Origin of the sequence: Larsenimonas rhizosphaerae (assembly GCF_023700005.1) — a bacterium.
In the GTDB taxonomy this organism is placed as follows: domain Bacteria; phylum Pseudomonadota; class Gammaproteobacteria; order Pseudomonadales; family Halomonadaceae; genus Larsenimonas; species Larsenimonas rhizosphaerae.
The window spans coordinates 138412-152777 of sequence record NZ_JAMLJK010000001.1 but is presented as its reverse complement, the minus strand read 5'-3'; the positions used below and the strand labels follow the sequence as shown (position 1 = coordinate 152777).

At 60.0% G+C, this 14366-nt stretch carries 17 protein-coding genes; 8 read left to right on the top strand and 9 right to left on the bottom strand.

Features of this window, described 5'->3' with window-relative positions; translation table 11 throughout:
- Positions 1 to 9: 9 nt before the first annotated feature.
- Together NAT21_RS00690 and NAT21_RS00685 are read right to left on the bottom strand one after the other, a co-directional pair.
- A complete protein-coding gene (locus tag NAT21_RS00690) occupies positions 10 to 1101 on the bottom strand; it encodes an NAD(P)H-dependent flavin oxidoreductase (RefSeq protein ID WP_250934869.1) in 1092 nt (363 codons plus the stop codon).
- Positions 1080 to 2234 carry an MFS transporter gene (locus NAT21_RS00685; RefSeq protein ID WP_250934866.1) on the bottom strand — a complete coding sequence of 385 codons (1155 nt, stop codon included), beginning with the start codon at positions 2232 to 2234 and terminating at the stop codon, positions 1080 to 1082. The genes NAT21_RS00690 and NAT21_RS00685 overlap by 22 nt, the downstream gene beginning before the upstream one ends.
- A 75-nt stretch (positions 2235 to 2309) precedes the next feature.
- On the opposite strand from NAT21_RS00685, the gene NAT21_RS00680 reads away from it, so the two are divergent.
- Both NAT21_RS00680 and NAT21_RS00675 read left to right on the top strand, forming a co-directional pair.
- The gene (locus tag NAT21_RS00680; protein WP_250934863.1) at positions 2310 to 2993 is read left to right on the top strand and encodes a nucleoside/nucleotide kinase family protein; all 684 of its coding nucleotides are present in this window, start codon (positions 2310 to 2312) and stop codon (positions 2991 to 2993) included.
- Positions 2993 to 3529 carry a putative glycolipid-binding domain-containing protein gene (locus NAT21_RS00675; RefSeq protein ID WP_250934860.1) on the top strand — a complete coding sequence of 179 codons (537 nt, stop codon included), beginning with the start codon at positions 2993 to 2995 and terminating at the stop codon, positions 3527 to 3529. The genes NAT21_RS00680 and NAT21_RS00675 overlap by 1 nt, the downstream gene beginning before the upstream one ends.
- On the opposite strand, the gene NAT21_RS00670 is transcribed toward NAT21_RS00675, so the two are convergent.
- From NAT21_RS00670 to NAT21_RS00660, 3 genes are read right to left on the bottom strand one after another with little or no spacing between them, the layout of a single operon-like run.
- On the bottom strand, positions 3520 to 4290 hold the full coding sequence (locus NAT21_RS00670) for a siderophore-interacting protein (RefSeq protein ID WP_250934858.1): 771 nt from the start codon (positions 4288 to 4290) through the stop codon (positions 3520 to 3522). The two genes, NAT21_RS00675 and NAT21_RS00670, sit on opposite strands and share 10 nt — an antisense overlap.
- A complete protein-coding gene (locus NAT21_RS00665; protein ID WP_250934857.1) occupies positions 4283 to 4729 on the bottom strand; it encodes a MarR family winged helix-turn-helix transcriptional regulator in 447 nt (148 codons plus the stop codon). Before NAT21_RS00665 ends, NAT21_RS00670 begins: the two co-directional genes overlap by 8 nt.
- A 56-nt stretch (positions 4730 to 4785) precedes the next feature.
- Positions 4786 to 5295, bottom strand: a complete 510-nt coding sequence (locus NAT21_RS00660; protein ID WP_250934856.1) for a MarR family winged helix-turn-helix transcriptional regulator — start codon at positions 5293 to 5295, stop codon at positions 4786 to 4788.
- Between the two features lie 251 nt (positions 5296 to 5546).
- Between NAT21_RS00660 and NAT21_RS00655 the strand changes: the two genes are divergently transcribed.
- Complete coding sequence (locus tag NAT21_RS00655; RefSeq protein ID WP_250934855.1) at positions 5547 to 7196, top strand: ribonuclease J; 1650 nt, start codon at positions 5547 to 5549, stop codon at positions 7194 to 7196.
- Here NAT21_RS00655 and NAT21_RS00650 read toward each other — a convergent pair.
- Positions 7178 to 7660 (bottom strand): HPP family protein, encoded by a 483-nt coding sequence (locus tag NAT21_RS00650; RefSeq protein WP_250934854.1) that lies wholly within the window; start codon positions 7658 to 7660, stop codon positions 7178 to 7180. The genes NAT21_RS00655 and NAT21_RS00650 overlap by 19 nt on opposite strands.
- Positions 7661 to 7742: 82 nt before the next feature.
- On the opposite strand from NAT21_RS00650, the gene NAT21_RS00645 reads away from it, so the two are divergent.
- Positions 7743 to 8327, top strand: coding sequence for a TetR/AcrR family transcriptional regulator (locus NAT21_RS00645; RefSeq protein WP_250934853.1), 585 nt, complete (start codon positions 7743 to 7745; stop codon positions 8325 to 8327).
- Between the two features lie 104 nt (positions 8328 to 8431).
- The gene (locus NAT21_RS00640) at positions 8432 to 9301 is read left to right on the top strand and encodes a DMT family transporter (protein WP_250934852.1); all 870 of its coding nucleotides are present in this window, start codon (positions 8432 to 8434) and stop codon (positions 9299 to 9301) included.
- 64 nt (positions 9302 to 9365) lie between these two features.
- Here NAT21_RS00640 and NAT21_RS00635 read toward each other — a convergent pair whose 3' ends face one another.
- Positions 9366 to 10481, bottom strand: a complete 1116-nt coding sequence (locus NAT21_RS00635; protein WP_250934851.1) for a Gfo/Idh/MocA family protein — start codon at positions 10479 to 10481, stop codon at positions 9366 to 9368.
- A gap of 186 nt (positions 10482 to 10667) precedes the next feature.
- Here NAT21_RS00635 and NAT21_RS00630 point away from each other — a divergent pair, with 186 nt between their 5' ends.
- On the top strand, positions 10668 to 11531 hold the full coding sequence (locus NAT21_RS00630) for an isocitrate lyase/PEP mutase family protein (RefSeq protein WP_250934849.1): 864 nt from the start codon (positions 10668 to 10670) through the stop codon (positions 11529 to 11531).
- 68 nt (positions 11532 to 11599) lie between these two features.
- On the opposite strand, the gene NAT21_RS00625 is transcribed toward NAT21_RS00630, so the two are convergent.
- Entirely contained in the window at positions 11600 to 12262 is a 663-nt protein-coding gene (locus NAT21_RS00625) for a hypothetical protein (protein WP_250934847.1), read from the bottom strand.
- Between the two features lie 202 nt (positions 12263 to 12464).
- On the opposite strand from NAT21_RS00625, the gene NAT21_RS00620 reads away from it, so the two are divergent.
- Complete coding sequence (locus NAT21_RS00620) at positions 12465 to 12818, top strand: translation initiation factor (RefSeq protein WP_250934844.1); 354 nt, start codon at positions 12465 to 12467, stop codon at positions 12816 to 12818.
- A 17-nt stretch (positions 12819 to 12835) separates the two neighbouring features.
- Entirely contained in the window at positions 12836 to 13258 is a 423-nt protein-coding gene (locus tag NAT21_RS00615) for a YbaY family lipoprotein (RefSeq protein ID WP_250934842.1), read from the top strand.
- Here NAT21_RS00615 and NAT21_RS00610 read toward each other — a convergent pair.
- Positions 13222 to 14262 carry a LacI family DNA-binding transcriptional regulator gene (locus NAT21_RS00610; protein WP_250934839.1) on the bottom strand — a complete coding sequence of 347 codons (1041 nt, stop codon included), beginning with the start codon at positions 14260 to 14262 and terminating at the stop codon, positions 13222 to 13224. The genes NAT21_RS00615 and NAT21_RS00610 overlap by 37 nt on opposite strands.
- Positions 14263 to 14366: the final 104 nt, after the last annotated feature.

Here is a 14366-nt window from a genome sequence, read left to right as displayed (position 1 = left end):
GTGATGCCATTATAAAAAACCAGCCTCACGTACCAGCGCATCAACCAACGTAGCAGCCTGCATTGCCCTGCTACGCGGCGCACCCTCACCCGCCCAGTGCGCGGCATAATCAGTATTCCCGTAACGGGCTGCAGCAGCATTGAGCGCCTTGTTCAGGTCATAGGTCAGCGGATAATCAGGCAGCGTTACCTCAGGCCCCACAAGTTCGCCATGTGCCTGATTGATGATGCCCCGTGCCGGTCGGCCAGAGATACCGCGGGTAATACCAGTATGGTGCGCGGCCTCGCTGGCCAACGAGGCCCTGTAGGCTTCATTGGCTGCCGATTCAGGACAAGCTACAAAGGCCGTGCCCAGCTGCGCCCCGGCCGCTCCTTTTTCTCGCATTGATCGAATATCCTGCCCCGTCATCAACCCGCCAGCAGCGACCACCGGTAGATGGGTGATGGCCAGCACACGACGTAGCAGCTCACGCACGCCACTTCCCGCATCACTGGTGGCATCAAAGTTACCGCGATGCCCGCCCGCCTCAAGGCCCTGAACCACCACAATGTCCAGCCCGGCGGCTTCAATCTGCCGGGCCTCCTGAACCGTCGTGGCACAGCCAGCCAGCATGATCCCCCTGGCCTTCATGGCAGTCACTGCGCCAGGCGAGGGCACGCCAAAGTGAAAGCTGGCCACGGCCGGGCGCGTTTCAAGCACGACCTCCAGCAGCTCCGGGTCGTCATTGAACCCGGTATAGATTTCACGAAGCACCTCGGGCGGCTCGGCATCGAAACGGGCAAATGCCGGCCGCATGGCCTCGATGAAGCGCTGAGCGACCGCATCATCATGGGCAGGCCGCGCATGGCAGAAAAAATTGGCATTGAACGGACGTGCCGTAAGCAGGCGTGTCGCCTGAATCATCTCGAAGGCCTTGCCTGGACTACTCGCCCCCAGTCCCAGTGAACCAAGCGCCCCGGCATTGGATACTGCCGCCGCCAGCGCCGGGGTTGATACTCCTGCCATGGGAGCCTGAATAATCGGCCAGTCGATAGCCAGCAGGTGTTCCAGTCGTACGGTCATCGCGCTGTCCTCCGGGATTACGAAAAGAAGGATATCCATGTCGAGCGCCAGGCCCAGACACTTCCCAGCCCCATGACCACCAGCATCAGCACCAGCATCGCCAGCGCCAGCCGCAGACTGGCCACGCCAGCCAGCCCACCGATCAATGCAGGCCCCAGCAACAGGCCACCGTATCCCATGGTCGCGACCATGGCGATGCCCATGTTGGGGTCATGATGTCTGGAGGCTGCACGACTGAAAACCTGAGGAACCACGTTGGCCAATCCCGCCCCCATCATGCCAAAGCCGAGAATGGCAGTGATCAGGGAGGGCCACAGCAGCACCATGGCCAGCCCGATAGCGGCCATCAACGCGCCCAGAGGAAGAAGACGCTCAATGCCCCAGCACGTCACCAGACGGTCACCGGCCACACGACCGGCCAGCATGGCCAGCGCAAAGGCGCCATAGCCGACGGCGATGCCTCCACCACTGTCCGGCAGGACCGCCTGCAGATACAGGCTGCTCCAGTTGGCCACGATGCCTTCGGCCAGCAGGGACAAAAAGGCCAACACTCCCAGCCCACTCACTGCTCGGCTGGGCCAGGCCAGCACTGCTACCGGTGCCGAGACCTGGCCTGCCGGAGTCCTGTCGCCATATAACGCGACCGTCACCATGGCCAGTGCAAGAATCAGTGCCGGGCCCCCGGTCAGAAGGGCCGGTGGTGCCGACAGCATGATCAGGCCCCCTGCCGTTCCGGCTCCGGCCAGCCCACCGATGCTCCAGCCGGCATGAAATGACGACATCATGGTCTTGTCTTTATCACGCTCCAGCGCACTGGCTCGGGTATTCATCACCACATCCAGCGAGCCATGGCCGGCACCCAGCAGGATCAGCAACAGGGAGAGCGTCACCAGTGAGGGCATCCACGCAGTCAGTGCCAGCGCCACAGCCGCTGTCAGCCCGCTCACGATACTGAGATGACAGGCGCCCCAGCGACCGACAAGCCGGCCGGCCAGTACCATGAACACAATGGCCCCGCCGGCAAAGGCCAGCAAGGCCCAACCCATGGCCGCATCACTCACTCCCAGTCCGTGCTGAATACGCGCTACCGCGACTGACCAGGCACCGATGGCGAATCCGTCGGCGGCAAAGGTCAGAAACGTCATCCGGCGAGCCTGGCACCACTGAATCATACGATGCTCCTTGCAACATGGTTCCATGGAGGGTAGACCAGAGGCTTTCCCCTTGATGCCGATCAGGACATGTTCATGGCCACTTCATCCCCTCATGCTACTCCGTCTGTCCCTGTCGATGATGCCCTGCTCGACGCTGCACGCCGGTTGATTCACCGCCAGCCACGCTCCCTGCTGGGCATTGTCGGGGCTCCCGGGTGTGGCAAGTCCACGCTGGCCGCAGCGCTGACGGAGGCGCTTGGCCCGCTGGCAGTGCAGGTACCGATGGATGGCTTTCATCTCTCCAACCAGGAACTGGCCCGCCTTGAACGCGCCGGCCGCAAGGGCGCGCCGGATACCTTCGATGCCTCCGGCTACCGAGACCTGCTGTACCGCCTTCGCACACCACATGTGGATAATGAAGTCATCTATGCCCCCGACTTTTATCGCGAGATAGAAGAACCGATCGCCGCCAGTATCCCCGTACTGCCGGAGGCTCGACTCGTGATCACGGAAGGAAATTATCTGCTGCTGCAGGATGCGCCCTGGCCGCAGGTGGCAGAACTGCTTGATGAGGTCTGGTATCTGGATGTGGATAACGAACAGCGAGAGACGTGGCTGATAGAGCGGCACATGCGCTTTGGAAGAACGGAAGCCGAGGCGAAGGCCTGGGTTGCCTCGACTGATCGCCCCAACGCTGAACGTATTGCCCTGACACGCCACCGCGCCGACCGTATCGTTCGCTGGGATGACACCGGCCTTCGCGAGGGCACCCTGTAATGCTGAAATGCTGTTGGCGCAACCTTGAAACAAACGGCCTGGAAGAAGCGAGTCTCAGGGAAAGCGCCACCGGAGTGCACATCGACAGCCACGTGATCGACTCCCCCGTGTCAGGCGTGATACTTCAGTATCAACTGTCCCTTGATCCACACTGGCGCCTGCGTGAGGCCACCGTGCAGGTACGGGCGGGCGAGCGTCTGGTACTGAAAACCGATGGTGCCGGGCACTGGCAGGTCAATGACAGGGCCTGCCCGGCGCTGGAGGGGTGCACGGATGTGGATATTGCAGCCACGCCACTGACCAATACACTGCCCATCAGACGCCTGGGGCTTGCCCATGGCGACAGCGCCACGATTGATGTAGTCATGGTCGCGGTTCCGAGCCTGCAGGTAACGTGCGTGCGGCAGCATTACCTGCGCCACGATGCATCCCATTACCGGTACAGCGGGCTGGACACGGGCACCTCATCAGAGTTGCGCGTTGATGAGCACGGGCTGGTGCAATGCTATCCGGGGGTATTCACACGTCAGGCCTGAGCGTCCTGATCGGCATCTTCACGCTTGACAACCTTGTGGTCGTCCTCTGCCATGCCGTGCTTCCAGTAGCTGGAGATATAACATTGCCGACGCTCAAGCCCACGGACCTGCCTTGTGTAGTACCTGAGGGCCCGCATGCCTGAGAACTCACAGGCTCCCCAGACAAAGCCACGTCCGCTGTCAGGCCATGGCCAGGCCCTGACGGCGTCGATCAGCGGTCCGCCGCCTTCGGCCGTACCCGGCCGGGGATTGATTACCCAGTGCAGCACCATGCCCTCGGGGTGCGCGAGCGACTGGATATCATCTTCGCTGGTGACTTCGATGAACACGGCCCCCCTGTGGGTCGATGCCATGGTTTCCAGATTGACGGCAAGCGCCGGTAACGCGGTCATATCCGCCACCATGAGACACCAGTCGGCCTGCTCATCCACCGGCTTTGACGGACCCGGACCCCCTACCATCAGTCGCGACCCGGGTACGGCTGCCATGGCCCAGCGGGATGCCGGACCATGATCGTCATGCAGCACCACATCCACATCGATGTCACCCGGACGATGGGCACGTATCGTGTAGGTTCTGATCAGTGGTGAGGCACCGTCTTCCTGGGAGATCATCAGCTTGACGTAGCCACCGGACAGGTCCGGCTCAGGAAAACGATCCATGCCGGGGCCTCCGAGGGTCAGGCGCAGCATGTGCGGTGTCAGCCGCTGTGAGTGCAGCACCTCAAGTTCTCGAGGGGCCGGTTTTCTGCGATCACTCATCGGCAGACTCCGGTGCGGGATAAAGGTTGTCGGTCATGGTGACAGCCAGGCGGGTGAACAAGGCAATATCAGACGCCGGCAGGCCGGCACTCATGCGCTCTGCCGCCACGGTTTCGGCCTGTTGCACCGCGGCGATCATCGCCCTGCCACTGTCGGTCGGGTGCACCTGCTGACTGCGGCGATCCTCAGGGTGGGGAGATTTCTCGATCAGCCCCTCGGCAATCAGCCCGTGAAGTAACCGGGTGATCTGGGCCTTGTCCCGGCGAGAGCGTTCGGCCAGGGCATTTATCGTACTGCCGGGCTGGTGATGAATACCCTTGAGCAGCCGGATATGGGAAACGGTCAGGGTCAGGCCTGCATCGTTATATGCCTGGCGAAGGGCCCGCTTGTAGGCATGAAGAAGGCGGTGCAGCGCATCGCCGAGGGTATCTGAGGTCATGGCAGGACCATTTAGTTGACTATATCAACAATATTGCCGCGCGTGCCAGCCACCTGTCAATCCGAACCTTCAAGGGCCGTCAAAAGTGCTCGAAGCCCCTGGTCCAGGGCCGCCCGGTCCGTCTCGGACAACGATGACACAACCCTTGCCTGGTTGGCGACATGCGGCTCAAGGGCCGCGCTGATGCATGCCTGCCCGGCCGGGGTCAGCCGGACAAGGCTGCTTCGGCCATCATCTGTATTGGCAACCCGCTCGATCAGTCCTCGCGCCTCCAGCCGTTTCAACCGGTTCGTCATCGTACCGGAGGTAATCATCAGCGACGAAAACAGGGCCGTGGGAGCCAGACACCAGGGGGCCCCGGACCGACGCAGGGTAGCCAGCACATCAAATTCCCAGCTGGCCAGGCCATGAGCATCAAAGACCCGATCCAGCTCATGCTGTACCAGCACGCTGGTACGCTTGAGCCGACCCAGCGTAGCCATTGCCCTCGTATCAAGCTCGGGCACCTCTCGCGCCCACTGATCAATGATTACATCTACCGCATCCTGCGGATCCTGCGAAGCCATACCTGTACTCCTGAATACCGGTGTGCGCCCAGCCCCAGAGCCGAACGCGAAGAATGTACCTTCATGCAAGAATACAAGCGTCTCACTTTCGACGTGGCCTGCTCCAGATAAATTGCCGTATCAATGACCATCTGTCGTCGGCTCGTCCAGAGCAGGCCGGTGCTGGCTACCGGGATAGCATGCGGCATGTTTGTCGGTAATGGCGCAGCTATCGTATAGTTGAATCAAAGTTTTGCCGCTCAGGACTATTCATGCCGCCATCCCGCATTCAGGTACGCCCCCGATTACGCAGCCCGCTGGTCTTTCATCCGCTCGGGGGCTGTGGCGAGATCGGCATGAACCTGTCGCTGTATGGCTACAAGGATCACTGGATTGCCGTCGACTGCGGCATGATGATTCGTCAGGATCTGCCGAACACCCCCTTGCAGAGCGCAGATGTCAGCCATCTGGCAGCTCGTCAATGGGTCCCCAGGGCGCTGTTCATCACCCATGGTCATGAGGATCACATCGGCGCCATTGCCTGGGTCTGGCCGAAGTGGGGGTGCCCGATCTACGCCACGCCGCTGGCCTGCGCACTGATGCGGGCACGCATGAGCGAACAGGGACTGCGTACCGATGCCCTGCATGAAATATCACCTGGCGACACCATCGAAAGTGGTCCCTTTTCGGTACGCTACCTGCCGGTCACACACTCCATTCCCGAGAGCTGCTCACTGCTGCTGACCACGCCGGCCGGGCGGGTACTGCATACGGGCGACTGGAAGCTGGACCCTACGCCAGTGATCGGCAAACCGGTCAACCCATCGACCTTCAAGGCGCTGGCGCCGGTGGATATGGTGATCGGTGATTCCACCTGTGCCGATGTCCAGGGACATTCCCGCAGCGAGCAGGATGCTGCAGAAGCGCTGGAGGCGTTGGTCCGCACCTGCACTGGTCGTGTGGTGGTCAGCTGCTTTTCAAGCAACATGGCTCGCCTGAAGGCGCTGGGAGATGTCGCCCGTCATACCGGCAGGCGCATCGGCCTGCTTGGCCGATCGATGGATCGCATGGTGCGTATCGGGCTGCAGCTTGGCTACCTGGATGACTTCCCGTCGCGCATCCCCACCTCCGATCTGGGTTACCTTCCGCCTGAAGAGGTGCTGATTATTGCGACCGGCAGCCAGGGCGAGCCCCGCTCGGCCCTGGCCCGCATGGCACAGGGCAGCCACCGGGAGCTGGACCTGACCGCCGGTGACAGCGTCATTTTTTCCGCGCGCGCCATTCCCGGTAATGAGGAGCCCATTCAACGCCTTAAAGAGGGGCTGAAACGCCAGGGCGCCATTATCTTCGATGAAAACAACGCGCCGGATCTGCACGCTTCCGGCCACCCCTCCCAGGAAGAGCTGGAAACCTTCTACAGCTGGGTGGCTCCCAGAGCGCTGCTGCCGGTCCATGGTGAGCCGGCTCACCAGCAGGCGCACCAGAACGTGGCGCGCCAGTACAATATCAAGACCCCGCTGGCTCCGCTCAACGGCAACGTCATTCATATTCGTGGCCCTCACGCGTCCCTGGAAGAGCATCTGGAACTGACCCCGGAGCTTCACTTTCAGGACAAGGGCCGCCGCTCACGGCAGCGCCGCCCGGGCCTTGCTCTGGCGCTGGTGGTCTGCCAGGGCCACGACGGCGACTGGTATCGACAGGGGCGGGTAATGTGGGACATTGATGCCCCACTCCCACTGGACGAGCAGGAGCTTACCGACTGGCTCGATGAGCTTGTGCCAGGGCTCGGGCCTCACTCACTGAAGTCGCTGCGCCGTGAGTTGTTTGCACACTTGCAGGCCTACATTCATCTGCATACCGGCCAGCAACCCGCCCTTGATGTGCAATTGTTGAGCGATCAACATCAGGCGCGCCACCAGTAAACCGGCCAGCGCCGGGCCCGCCCAGGGTTATTGATGACCCAGGCCACCACGACCAGAACCACTGCCCCGCTGGCCACCGGAGTCAATAGAAAATCAACGCCCGGCACCTGTGGTGCCATCATGATGACCAGTGGATTGGCACCCGCCGGAGGATGCACTACCCCCATCAACTGCATGGCCATGATGGCCAGCCCGACACCCAGAGCCATGGCCGTGACCCCATCGCCAAGCCAGTGATATACCAGCAGACCGACGGCCGCTGACACCAGGTGTCCGATGACAACGTTGCGCGGCTGTGCCAGCGGCGCGTCGGGCGCGGCAAACAACAGCACACAGGTGGCGCCAAAGGGCGCCATCAGTAGCGGTAAATGACTGGCATGAGCCAGCCACCCCATCAAACCGATGCCTGTTACTCCGCCCACCAGCCCACGAAGGCTGTCCAGAAAACACGTACGATAATTCATTGAATATAGCCCGCTCGCTTGATGTGTACATACAAGTCTGTACACTTTTGACGATATCAGCAAGCACAACAGGAAAAAAGCCATGGCCAAACGCGAAGATATCCTTGAAACAGCCCGGCAGCTTTTCAATGCCCATGGATTTCAGGCCGTGGGCGTTGACTGCATTCGTGACAAGACGCCGGCATCCAAGATGACTCTGTACAAGCATTTTTCTACCAAGGAAGGATTGATTGCGGCGGTACTTGCAGACCGGCATGACAGATTCAGCCACTCTCTTGAGCAGGCACTGACCCCAGCCGTGTCGCTGACGGACATGCTGGCGCGCCTGTTCGGATGGCATCGCGCCTGGTTTTGCTCCTCGAGCTTCAATGGTTGCATGTTCATTCGAGCCCGGGATGAATACTGCTCCACCTCCGCCGTGATCGAGCAGCAGGCTGCTCGGCACAAGGCCTGGCTGCATGCGACCGTGCATGATCACATGGCCCGCTTTGATGCCGGGATGGCCAAACGACATGGGCAGGCGATCAGCATGCTGCTGGACGGCATGATCGTTCAGACGTCACCGGGTCATGACAGGGTGGCTGATACGGCGTGGATTTCCGTGATCGACTGGCTGGGGCTTGATGATGCGCCGTCGACCCTGCCGGCCATGGTGGTATCACTCTAGATCGATGCATCGCACTGCACGTCAGGCCTTCCTGTAGCTATACTACGGATCCCTCGCCCCGTGCCGCCAGGCATGGGCCTTGTGTCCTTCATCCGGAGTGGCCTGTGCCCTTTCGTCATCTTCTCCTTGCCCTGGGTGTCATCATCGTCTGGGCCTACAACAATATCGTCATCAAGGTAGGCGTCACGGAAATCCCGCCGCTGGCCCTGACTGCACTGCGCTTCATCATCGTTGCGGCACTGGTTGTGCCCTTTACCCGGCTGAATCGGGAACAGTTGAAGTGGGTTGCACTGCTTGCCCTTACCTTTGGCCTGATGCATTTCGGCCTGTTGTTTATCGGGCTATCCAGGGCCGAGGCCGGTACCGGCGCCATTCTGGTCCAGCTGGGAACCCCGTTTGCTACCATTCTGGCCGCCGTTTTCCTGAAAGAGCGATTAAGCCCCAAGCGTATTCTTGGCCTGGTGATTTCACTGGCCGGGGTAGTCGTGCTGGCCGGCGGGCCCTCCATGCCGCCGGCGCTGCCGCTGACCCTGTTGATCATCAGTGCCCTGGGCTGGGCCATTTCAAACCTGATCGTCAAGGCCGGGCCGACCATTCCCCCGGTGGCCATGGCCGGCTGGATGGCCCTGCTTGCCATCCCCCTGCTCGTCACGGCATCGCTGATATTCGAGGATCATCAGCTCCAGGCCATTGGCAACGCCGGATGGCGAGGATGGGGAGCCGCCTTTTACAGCGCGGTCATGTCATCGATTCTGGCCTACAGCGCATGGTACTGGCTTCTGCGGCAATATGAGGTTCGACGGGTTATCCCACTGTCACTGCTGACACCGGTGTTTGCGGTCATGCTGGGGATCTGGCTGATGGACGAACACATGGATATTTTCAAGGTCATCGGTGGCGGCATGATCGTGCTCGGCATTGCCATTATCAATATTCGCTTCCGACGGCTGGCACCTGGCGCCCGTACCCGCTGACGCAGCACGCAAAACGGCGCCCGAAGGCGCCGTATCTGACAGGACAGCATGTGCAGGACAATCACTATCCGCTGATTGTCGCCACGCTTACTGCTTCTTCAGGTGGCTCGACCGGCGTCAGGCGGCGTATCTGTTCAGAAGTGATACGTGCGCGATACTCAAGCGGTTCGATCTCCTGACGCTGACCGGTATCCAGCGCCTGCTTGATGGCTTCCAGAATACGCATGTCGCGCCGTCCTTCCTCACCATCCGCTTCCGGCTGCACGTCGTTCAGAATGCAGGCCGAGAAATATTCGGTCTGACCACCGAACTGCTCGGTGGGGCCGGGGTCCTGCTCCGTGGTCTCGCCCTTGATCGTCCAGGTGCTTTTGATCGAGACATCCGGACCGAAGATATAGCTTGGCTGGCAGTCGATGGTGCCTTTTTCAGCCACCAGCGTGAATCGATCAATACCTGCGGCCGAGCAACTGACCACGAAGGTTGCCATGCGCCCTTCATCAAACTCCAGAGTGATGGACACGGTATCATCGAAATCATAATTCTTTGTGGGGTGCTTGCGACCCGTCGCGCTCACGGCGATCGGCTCGGCACCAAACAGATGGCGCACGGCATTGATCTGGTAGGTGCCCTGGTCCGGCACGACCCCGGCCCAGTATCCGTTGGTGGCGCGGTGATTCTTCTCGTTCAAATCCTGAGTGAAATGCGATGTAAACGAATGCGTACGCCCCAGTTCGCCTGACTGCAGCCGAAGGATCATGTCGACCGTGGCCGGCTCATGATGCAGACGATATGCGACCATCAGTTTGGCATTGCCCTGTGTACCTGCCGAAATCATGGCATCGCAATCGGCCACACTGGTAGCCATCGGCTTTTCAAGCAGCACATGGATGCCTGCCTTGAGCGCAGGCTCGGCATGCTCGCGATGACGAAAATTGGGGGTTGCAACGTACACCGCATCGATTTCGCCCGACGCCAGCAGTTCATCATACTGCTCATAGGTGTAGGTGCTGATGCCGTACCGCTTGCCGAGAGCTTCAGCCTTTTGAGGATCCCCGGTGACCAGCGCTGTCAGTTCGGAATTTTCGGCCGCGCTTATTCCTGGCATGAACGCCATCTGAGCAATTTCGCCGCCGCCAACGACGGCATAACGAACCTTACTCCGAGAAGTGGTTGCAGACATGAAAAGCATCCTCCGTGATGCATGAATAGATACTACTCACCGTAGAACACCCCTCAGGCCTTGTCAGATAATGAGCCCAATCCCTGCTCTTTTTTTGTTGTCAGACTACATACTGCTGAACCATTTTCCCGGCAGGCGTATAATGCTCTCATTTCAAACATGACCAATCAGTACGGAGCAGACAGGATGGCTACCCCTTCCCAACATGATTTACGCAATGAATTCAGAGCATTACTGGAAAGGGATGACTGTTTTTATACCGCTTCCACCTTCGATCCCATGTCAGCACGCATTGCTGCTGATCTGGGCTTTGAAGTCGGGATTCTGGGCGGTTCGGTAGCATCACTACAGGTTCTGGCGGCACCGGACTTTGCCCTGATCACCCTCAGCGAATTCACCGAACAGGCAACGCGGATCGGCAGGGTAGCAACGTTGCCGATTATTGCCGATGCCGATCATGGCTACGGTAACGCGCTGAATGTCATGCGTACCATCAATGAACTGGAGCGTGCAGGTGTTGCCGCCCTGACCATTGAAGACACACTGTTACCGGCCAAGTACGGCCGCAAGTCCACCGACCTGATTCCACAGGAAGAAGCCGTCGGCAAGATCAAGGCGGCCATCGAGGCGCGCATTGATCCCGCCATGGCCATTTTTGCCCGTACTCACGCCGGCCAGTTAAGTGTTGAAGCCACCATCGAGCGGGTGAAGGCTTATGAGGCAGCCGGCGCTGATGGCATCTGCATGGTGGGAATTCGTGATTTTGATCATCTCGAGACCATCAGCCAGCATCTGTCCATTCCGCTGATGCTGGTGACCTATGACAACCCTGCCCTCAACGACAGGGCCCGACTGGCAGCCTGCGGAGTACGGGTCGTGGTCAATGGCCACGCGGCCTACTTTGCCGCCATCAAGGCAACCTACGACTGCCTGCGTGAGCAGCGCGGTATTGCCGAAGGCACACTGAACGCCTCGGAGCTGTCGACCCGCTATTCAACGCTTGATGAAAACCGCGAGTGGGCACGCCGTTACATGGATGTCAGCGAATGACACGGGCTGTCCCGTCAAACAGGAACGCCCTGCAGATGCAGGGCGTTCCTGTATTAAAAACGCGTTGATCAGAACGTATATTCAACACCAAGAACGGCAACCGGATAGACGTGATACTTGTCCAGTTCATCCTTCGCTTCATCTTCCTGCTCATCGACATAAGAGCTCAATGCAGCCTGTGCGGCCGGGTTATTGACCGCTGATCCTCGTGCGTGAAGGTTCACGGAGGGGTCAATCAGGAAGGCACCGGCTTCAGCATAAAACCCAAGGCCGGCCCGATTGCTGGTGCGCCAGCCAAGGCCCAGATACGGTTTTACACCGTCGGCCATTTCCGCATCACCTTCCAGACGTGCCTGGTCACCGGTGATTCCGAGGTCAGACAACTGGTTGGGCGTCCCCGTCACGTTCAGTTGAATGTCGGGGCGCACCAGACCGCCGGAAACAAAGAAGCCGCCGGCCCAGGGGAAATAATCCAGCTTGATGCTGTAGATATCGCTGTCGATGTCGCCCTTGTAGTCAACATCGTCTACCGTCCGGTCCAGATCATCATAGGTGTAACCACTGTAGCCGGCGGTCAGGGCAAAATAGTCACTGAAGCGCCAGCTGACATTTGCGCCAAGCCCTGTCGTGCCGGCCTGCGCCCCGACAGACCAGTGATCGTCGGCAGCAAGCGCTGCGGAAGAGGATGCAGCCAGCACACCCGCCAGCACAAGAGAAGAGACCAGACGCATGGTAAAGCTCCTTGAATCATTTAATTAGTTTTTTGGTTCTGGAGACTAATTCTAAAGAACCAGACCGCAAGCGCAATTATTGTTACTGGTACTCTACGGCATCCCTGCACTGTCATTTAGATCTGGAGGAGCGTTAAAGCCCGCTTTTTCTTTCTTTCAGGGCTGCGTTATGCTCCCAGCGTCACCCACAAGGAGGCCGCCCATGGCGTCATTCAAGGATCAACTGAGCAGCCTGGTATACTCGACGGACGGCGGCGATCAGCGCGGCCGACAGCAGGATGATAATGAGGATGAGGCGCGACTCTCTGCTCTGGATGGCATCGTGCGCCTTCGCCGCGAGACGTCCGGCCGCAAGGGCAAGGGGGTTACCACCATTTCCGGGGTGCCGCTTCCCATGGCCGAACTGCGCACGCTGACCCAGGCGCTCAAGAAGCGCTGCGGCAGTGGCGGCACCCTGACCCGACAGGGCATGATCGAGATTCAGGGTGATCACAGGGAGGCCTTGAAGGCCGAACTTGAAAAACGGGGCTTTACCGTCAAGCTGGCAGGCGGCTAACCACAAGGATATATGTCATGAAGATTCGTGCATCATACCTGATGCGACTGTGCGGCAGCGTGGCCCTGCTGGCCAGCCTGAGCGGGTGCAGCCTGATAGGCCTGGGGGGGCCGGACTTTGCCACGCTTTCCGGCCAGGCCACTTACCGGGAGCGCATGATGCTGCCGGAAGGCAGCACCCTGAACGTGTCGCTGCGCGATGCCAGTGCCGAAAACAACTCGCTTGTGGCAGAAACCAGCGTTAATCATGTGCGCACTACCCCCATGCCCTTTACCCTGCAGTTTGATCGCGGCAGTCTGGATGAGGCACACCGCTATACACTGGATGCGCGCATCACTGAAAACGGCAAACTGCTGTTCAGAACGAAGACCCCTGTGGAGGTGCTGACCCAGGGTGCCCCGACTCAGAACGTCGACCTGGTACTGCAGAAAACGCCCTGATCCGGCGCTGGCCCGGTGGACTCCCTGGTCATCAAAGTCGGTGTGAAGCCGCTCTCGAACCCGGGGGGTTCGCCCCCCTTGAGGCGGGCTTCCATCAGGGTTACTGCGGCCCTTGCCATCTCCTCGACCGGGGCATGAACGGTGGTCAGGGTCGGGGCGAGATGGCAGGCGTAGTGTTCATCATCATACCCCACCACTGATAGCGCGTCGGGCAATCTGATACCGGGATACAGCACCTTCAGCCGGCTCATCGCGCCCATCGCCATCTCATCATTGCCGGCCACCAGTGCGGTGATCGGACTCTTTCGCGTTCGCAACAGATCGATGGCGTATCGGCCACTTCCATCCTGAGAATCACCTTCGATGATGGCTGCCTCATCCAGAGGCAGGCCGGCGTCCTGCATGGCCTGACGGTACCCTTCCAGCCGCCATCTGGCGTCCTGCTTTGACAGTGGCCCGGTCAGGCAGGCGATGTGACGATGCCCCAGCTCGATCACATGACGCGTTGCCAGATAGCCTCCCCGGCGGTTATCGATATAGACGCACTGCCCTGCCAGCCCCTGGACCTGACGATTGATGACCACCATGTTCATTTGTCCGGCCAGCATCCTCAGCGCGTCATCCTCCAGACCATCGGCATGCACCAGCACACCGTCACAGCGCTTGCTGCTCAAGAAGCGCAGCGCCTCACGCTCTCGGGTAGCGTCACTGTGGCCTGCAGCCACCATCAGGGAGTAATCCGAGCGCCGAAGCGCTTCTTCCACCGTCGCCATGAACCGGCTCATGAAAGGGCCCCCAAGATGGGAAATCAGCAAGCCGACTCCCTGAGAGCGGTTCGAGGCCAGTGAGCGCGCAAAGGCATTCGGCGCATAGTCCAGCATCTCGATGGCAGCCTGCACCCGTGCCCGGGTTTCGTCATTGACGGGCACATCGCCTTTCATGACCCGTGAGACCGTCGCCACTGATACGCCAGCCTGTGCGGCGACGTCGCGAATGGTAGTCATTGGTGCCTTTCCCGTGTGGTTGCTCTCGACCGGTGCCCTCTGCCGGCAGTCAGTAATGATATTTTACTACGCCTGTATCGACAAAAGGCGAGTGGTGAATGCAG

What these genes read in the sequence shown, in the direction of transcription:
- NAT21_RS00635 (WP_250934851.1), bottom strand. Translation starts at nt 10,481, where the DNA reads ATGTCTGCAACCACTTCTCGGAGTAAGGTTCGTTATGCCGTCGTTGGC.
- NAT21_RS00675 (WP_250934860.1), top strand. Translation starts at nt 2,993, where the DNA reads ATGCTGAAATGCTGTTGGCGCAACCTTGAAACAAACGGCCTGGAAGAA.
- NAT21_RS00680 (WP_250934863.1), top strand. Translation starts at nt 2,310, where the DNA reads ATGGCCACTTCATCCCCTCATGCTACTCCGTCTGTCCCTGTCGATGAT.
- NAT21_RS00650 (WP_250934854.1), bottom strand. Translation starts at nt 7,660, where the DNA reads ATGAATTATCGTACGTGTTTTCTGGACAGCCTTCGTGGGCTGGTGGGC.
- NAT21_RS00690 (WP_250934869.1), bottom strand. Translation starts at nt 1,101, where the DNA reads ATGGATATCCTTCTTTTCGTAATCCCGGAGGACAGCGCGATGACCGTA.
- NAT21_RS00615 (WP_250934842.1), top strand. Translation starts at nt 12,836, where the DNA reads ATGAAGATTCGTGCATCATACCTGATGCGACTGTGCGGCAGCGTGGCC.
- NAT21_RS00655 (WP_250934855.1), top strand. Translation starts at nt 5,547, where the DNA reads ATGCCGCCATCCCGCATTCAGGTACGCCCCCGATTACGCAGCCCGCTG.
- NAT21_RS00665 (WP_250934857.1), bottom strand. Translation starts at nt 4,729, where the DNA reads ATGACCTCAGATACCCTCGGCGATGCGCTGCACCGCCTTCTTCATGCC.
- NAT21_RS00610 (WP_250934839.1), bottom strand. Translation starts at nt 14,262, where the DNA reads ATGACTACCATTCGCGACGTCGCCGCACAGGCTGGCGTATCAGTGGCG.
- NAT21_RS00630 (WP_250934849.1), top strand. Translation starts at nt 10,668, where the DNA reads ATGGCTACCCCTTCCCAACATGATTTACGCAATGAATTCAGAGCATTA.
- NAT21_RS00660 (WP_250934856.1), bottom strand. Translation starts at nt 5,295, where the DNA reads ATGGCTTCGCAGGATCCGCAGGATGCGGTAGATGTAATCATTGATCAG.
- NAT21_RS00685 (WP_250934866.1), bottom strand. Translation starts at nt 2,234, where the DNA reads ATGATTCAGTGGTGCCAGGCTCGCCGGATGACGTTTCTGACCTTTGCC.
- NAT21_RS00620 (WP_250934844.1), top strand. Translation starts at nt 12,465, where the DNA reads ATGGCGTCATTCAAGGATCAACTGAGCAGCCTGGTATACTCGACGGAC.
- NAT21_RS00645 (WP_250934853.1), top strand. Translation starts at nt 7,743, where the DNA reads ATGGCCAAACGCGAAGATATCCTTGAAACAGCCCGGCAGCTTTTCAAT.
- NAT21_RS00670 (WP_250934858.1), bottom strand. Translation starts at nt 4,290, where the DNA reads ATGAGTGATCGCAGAAAACCGGCCCCTCGAGAACTTGAGGTGCTGCAC.
- NAT21_RS00625 (WP_250934847.1), bottom strand. Translation starts at nt 12,262, where the DNA reads ATGCGTCTGGTCTCTTCTCTTGTGCTGGCGGGTGTGCTGGCTGCATCC.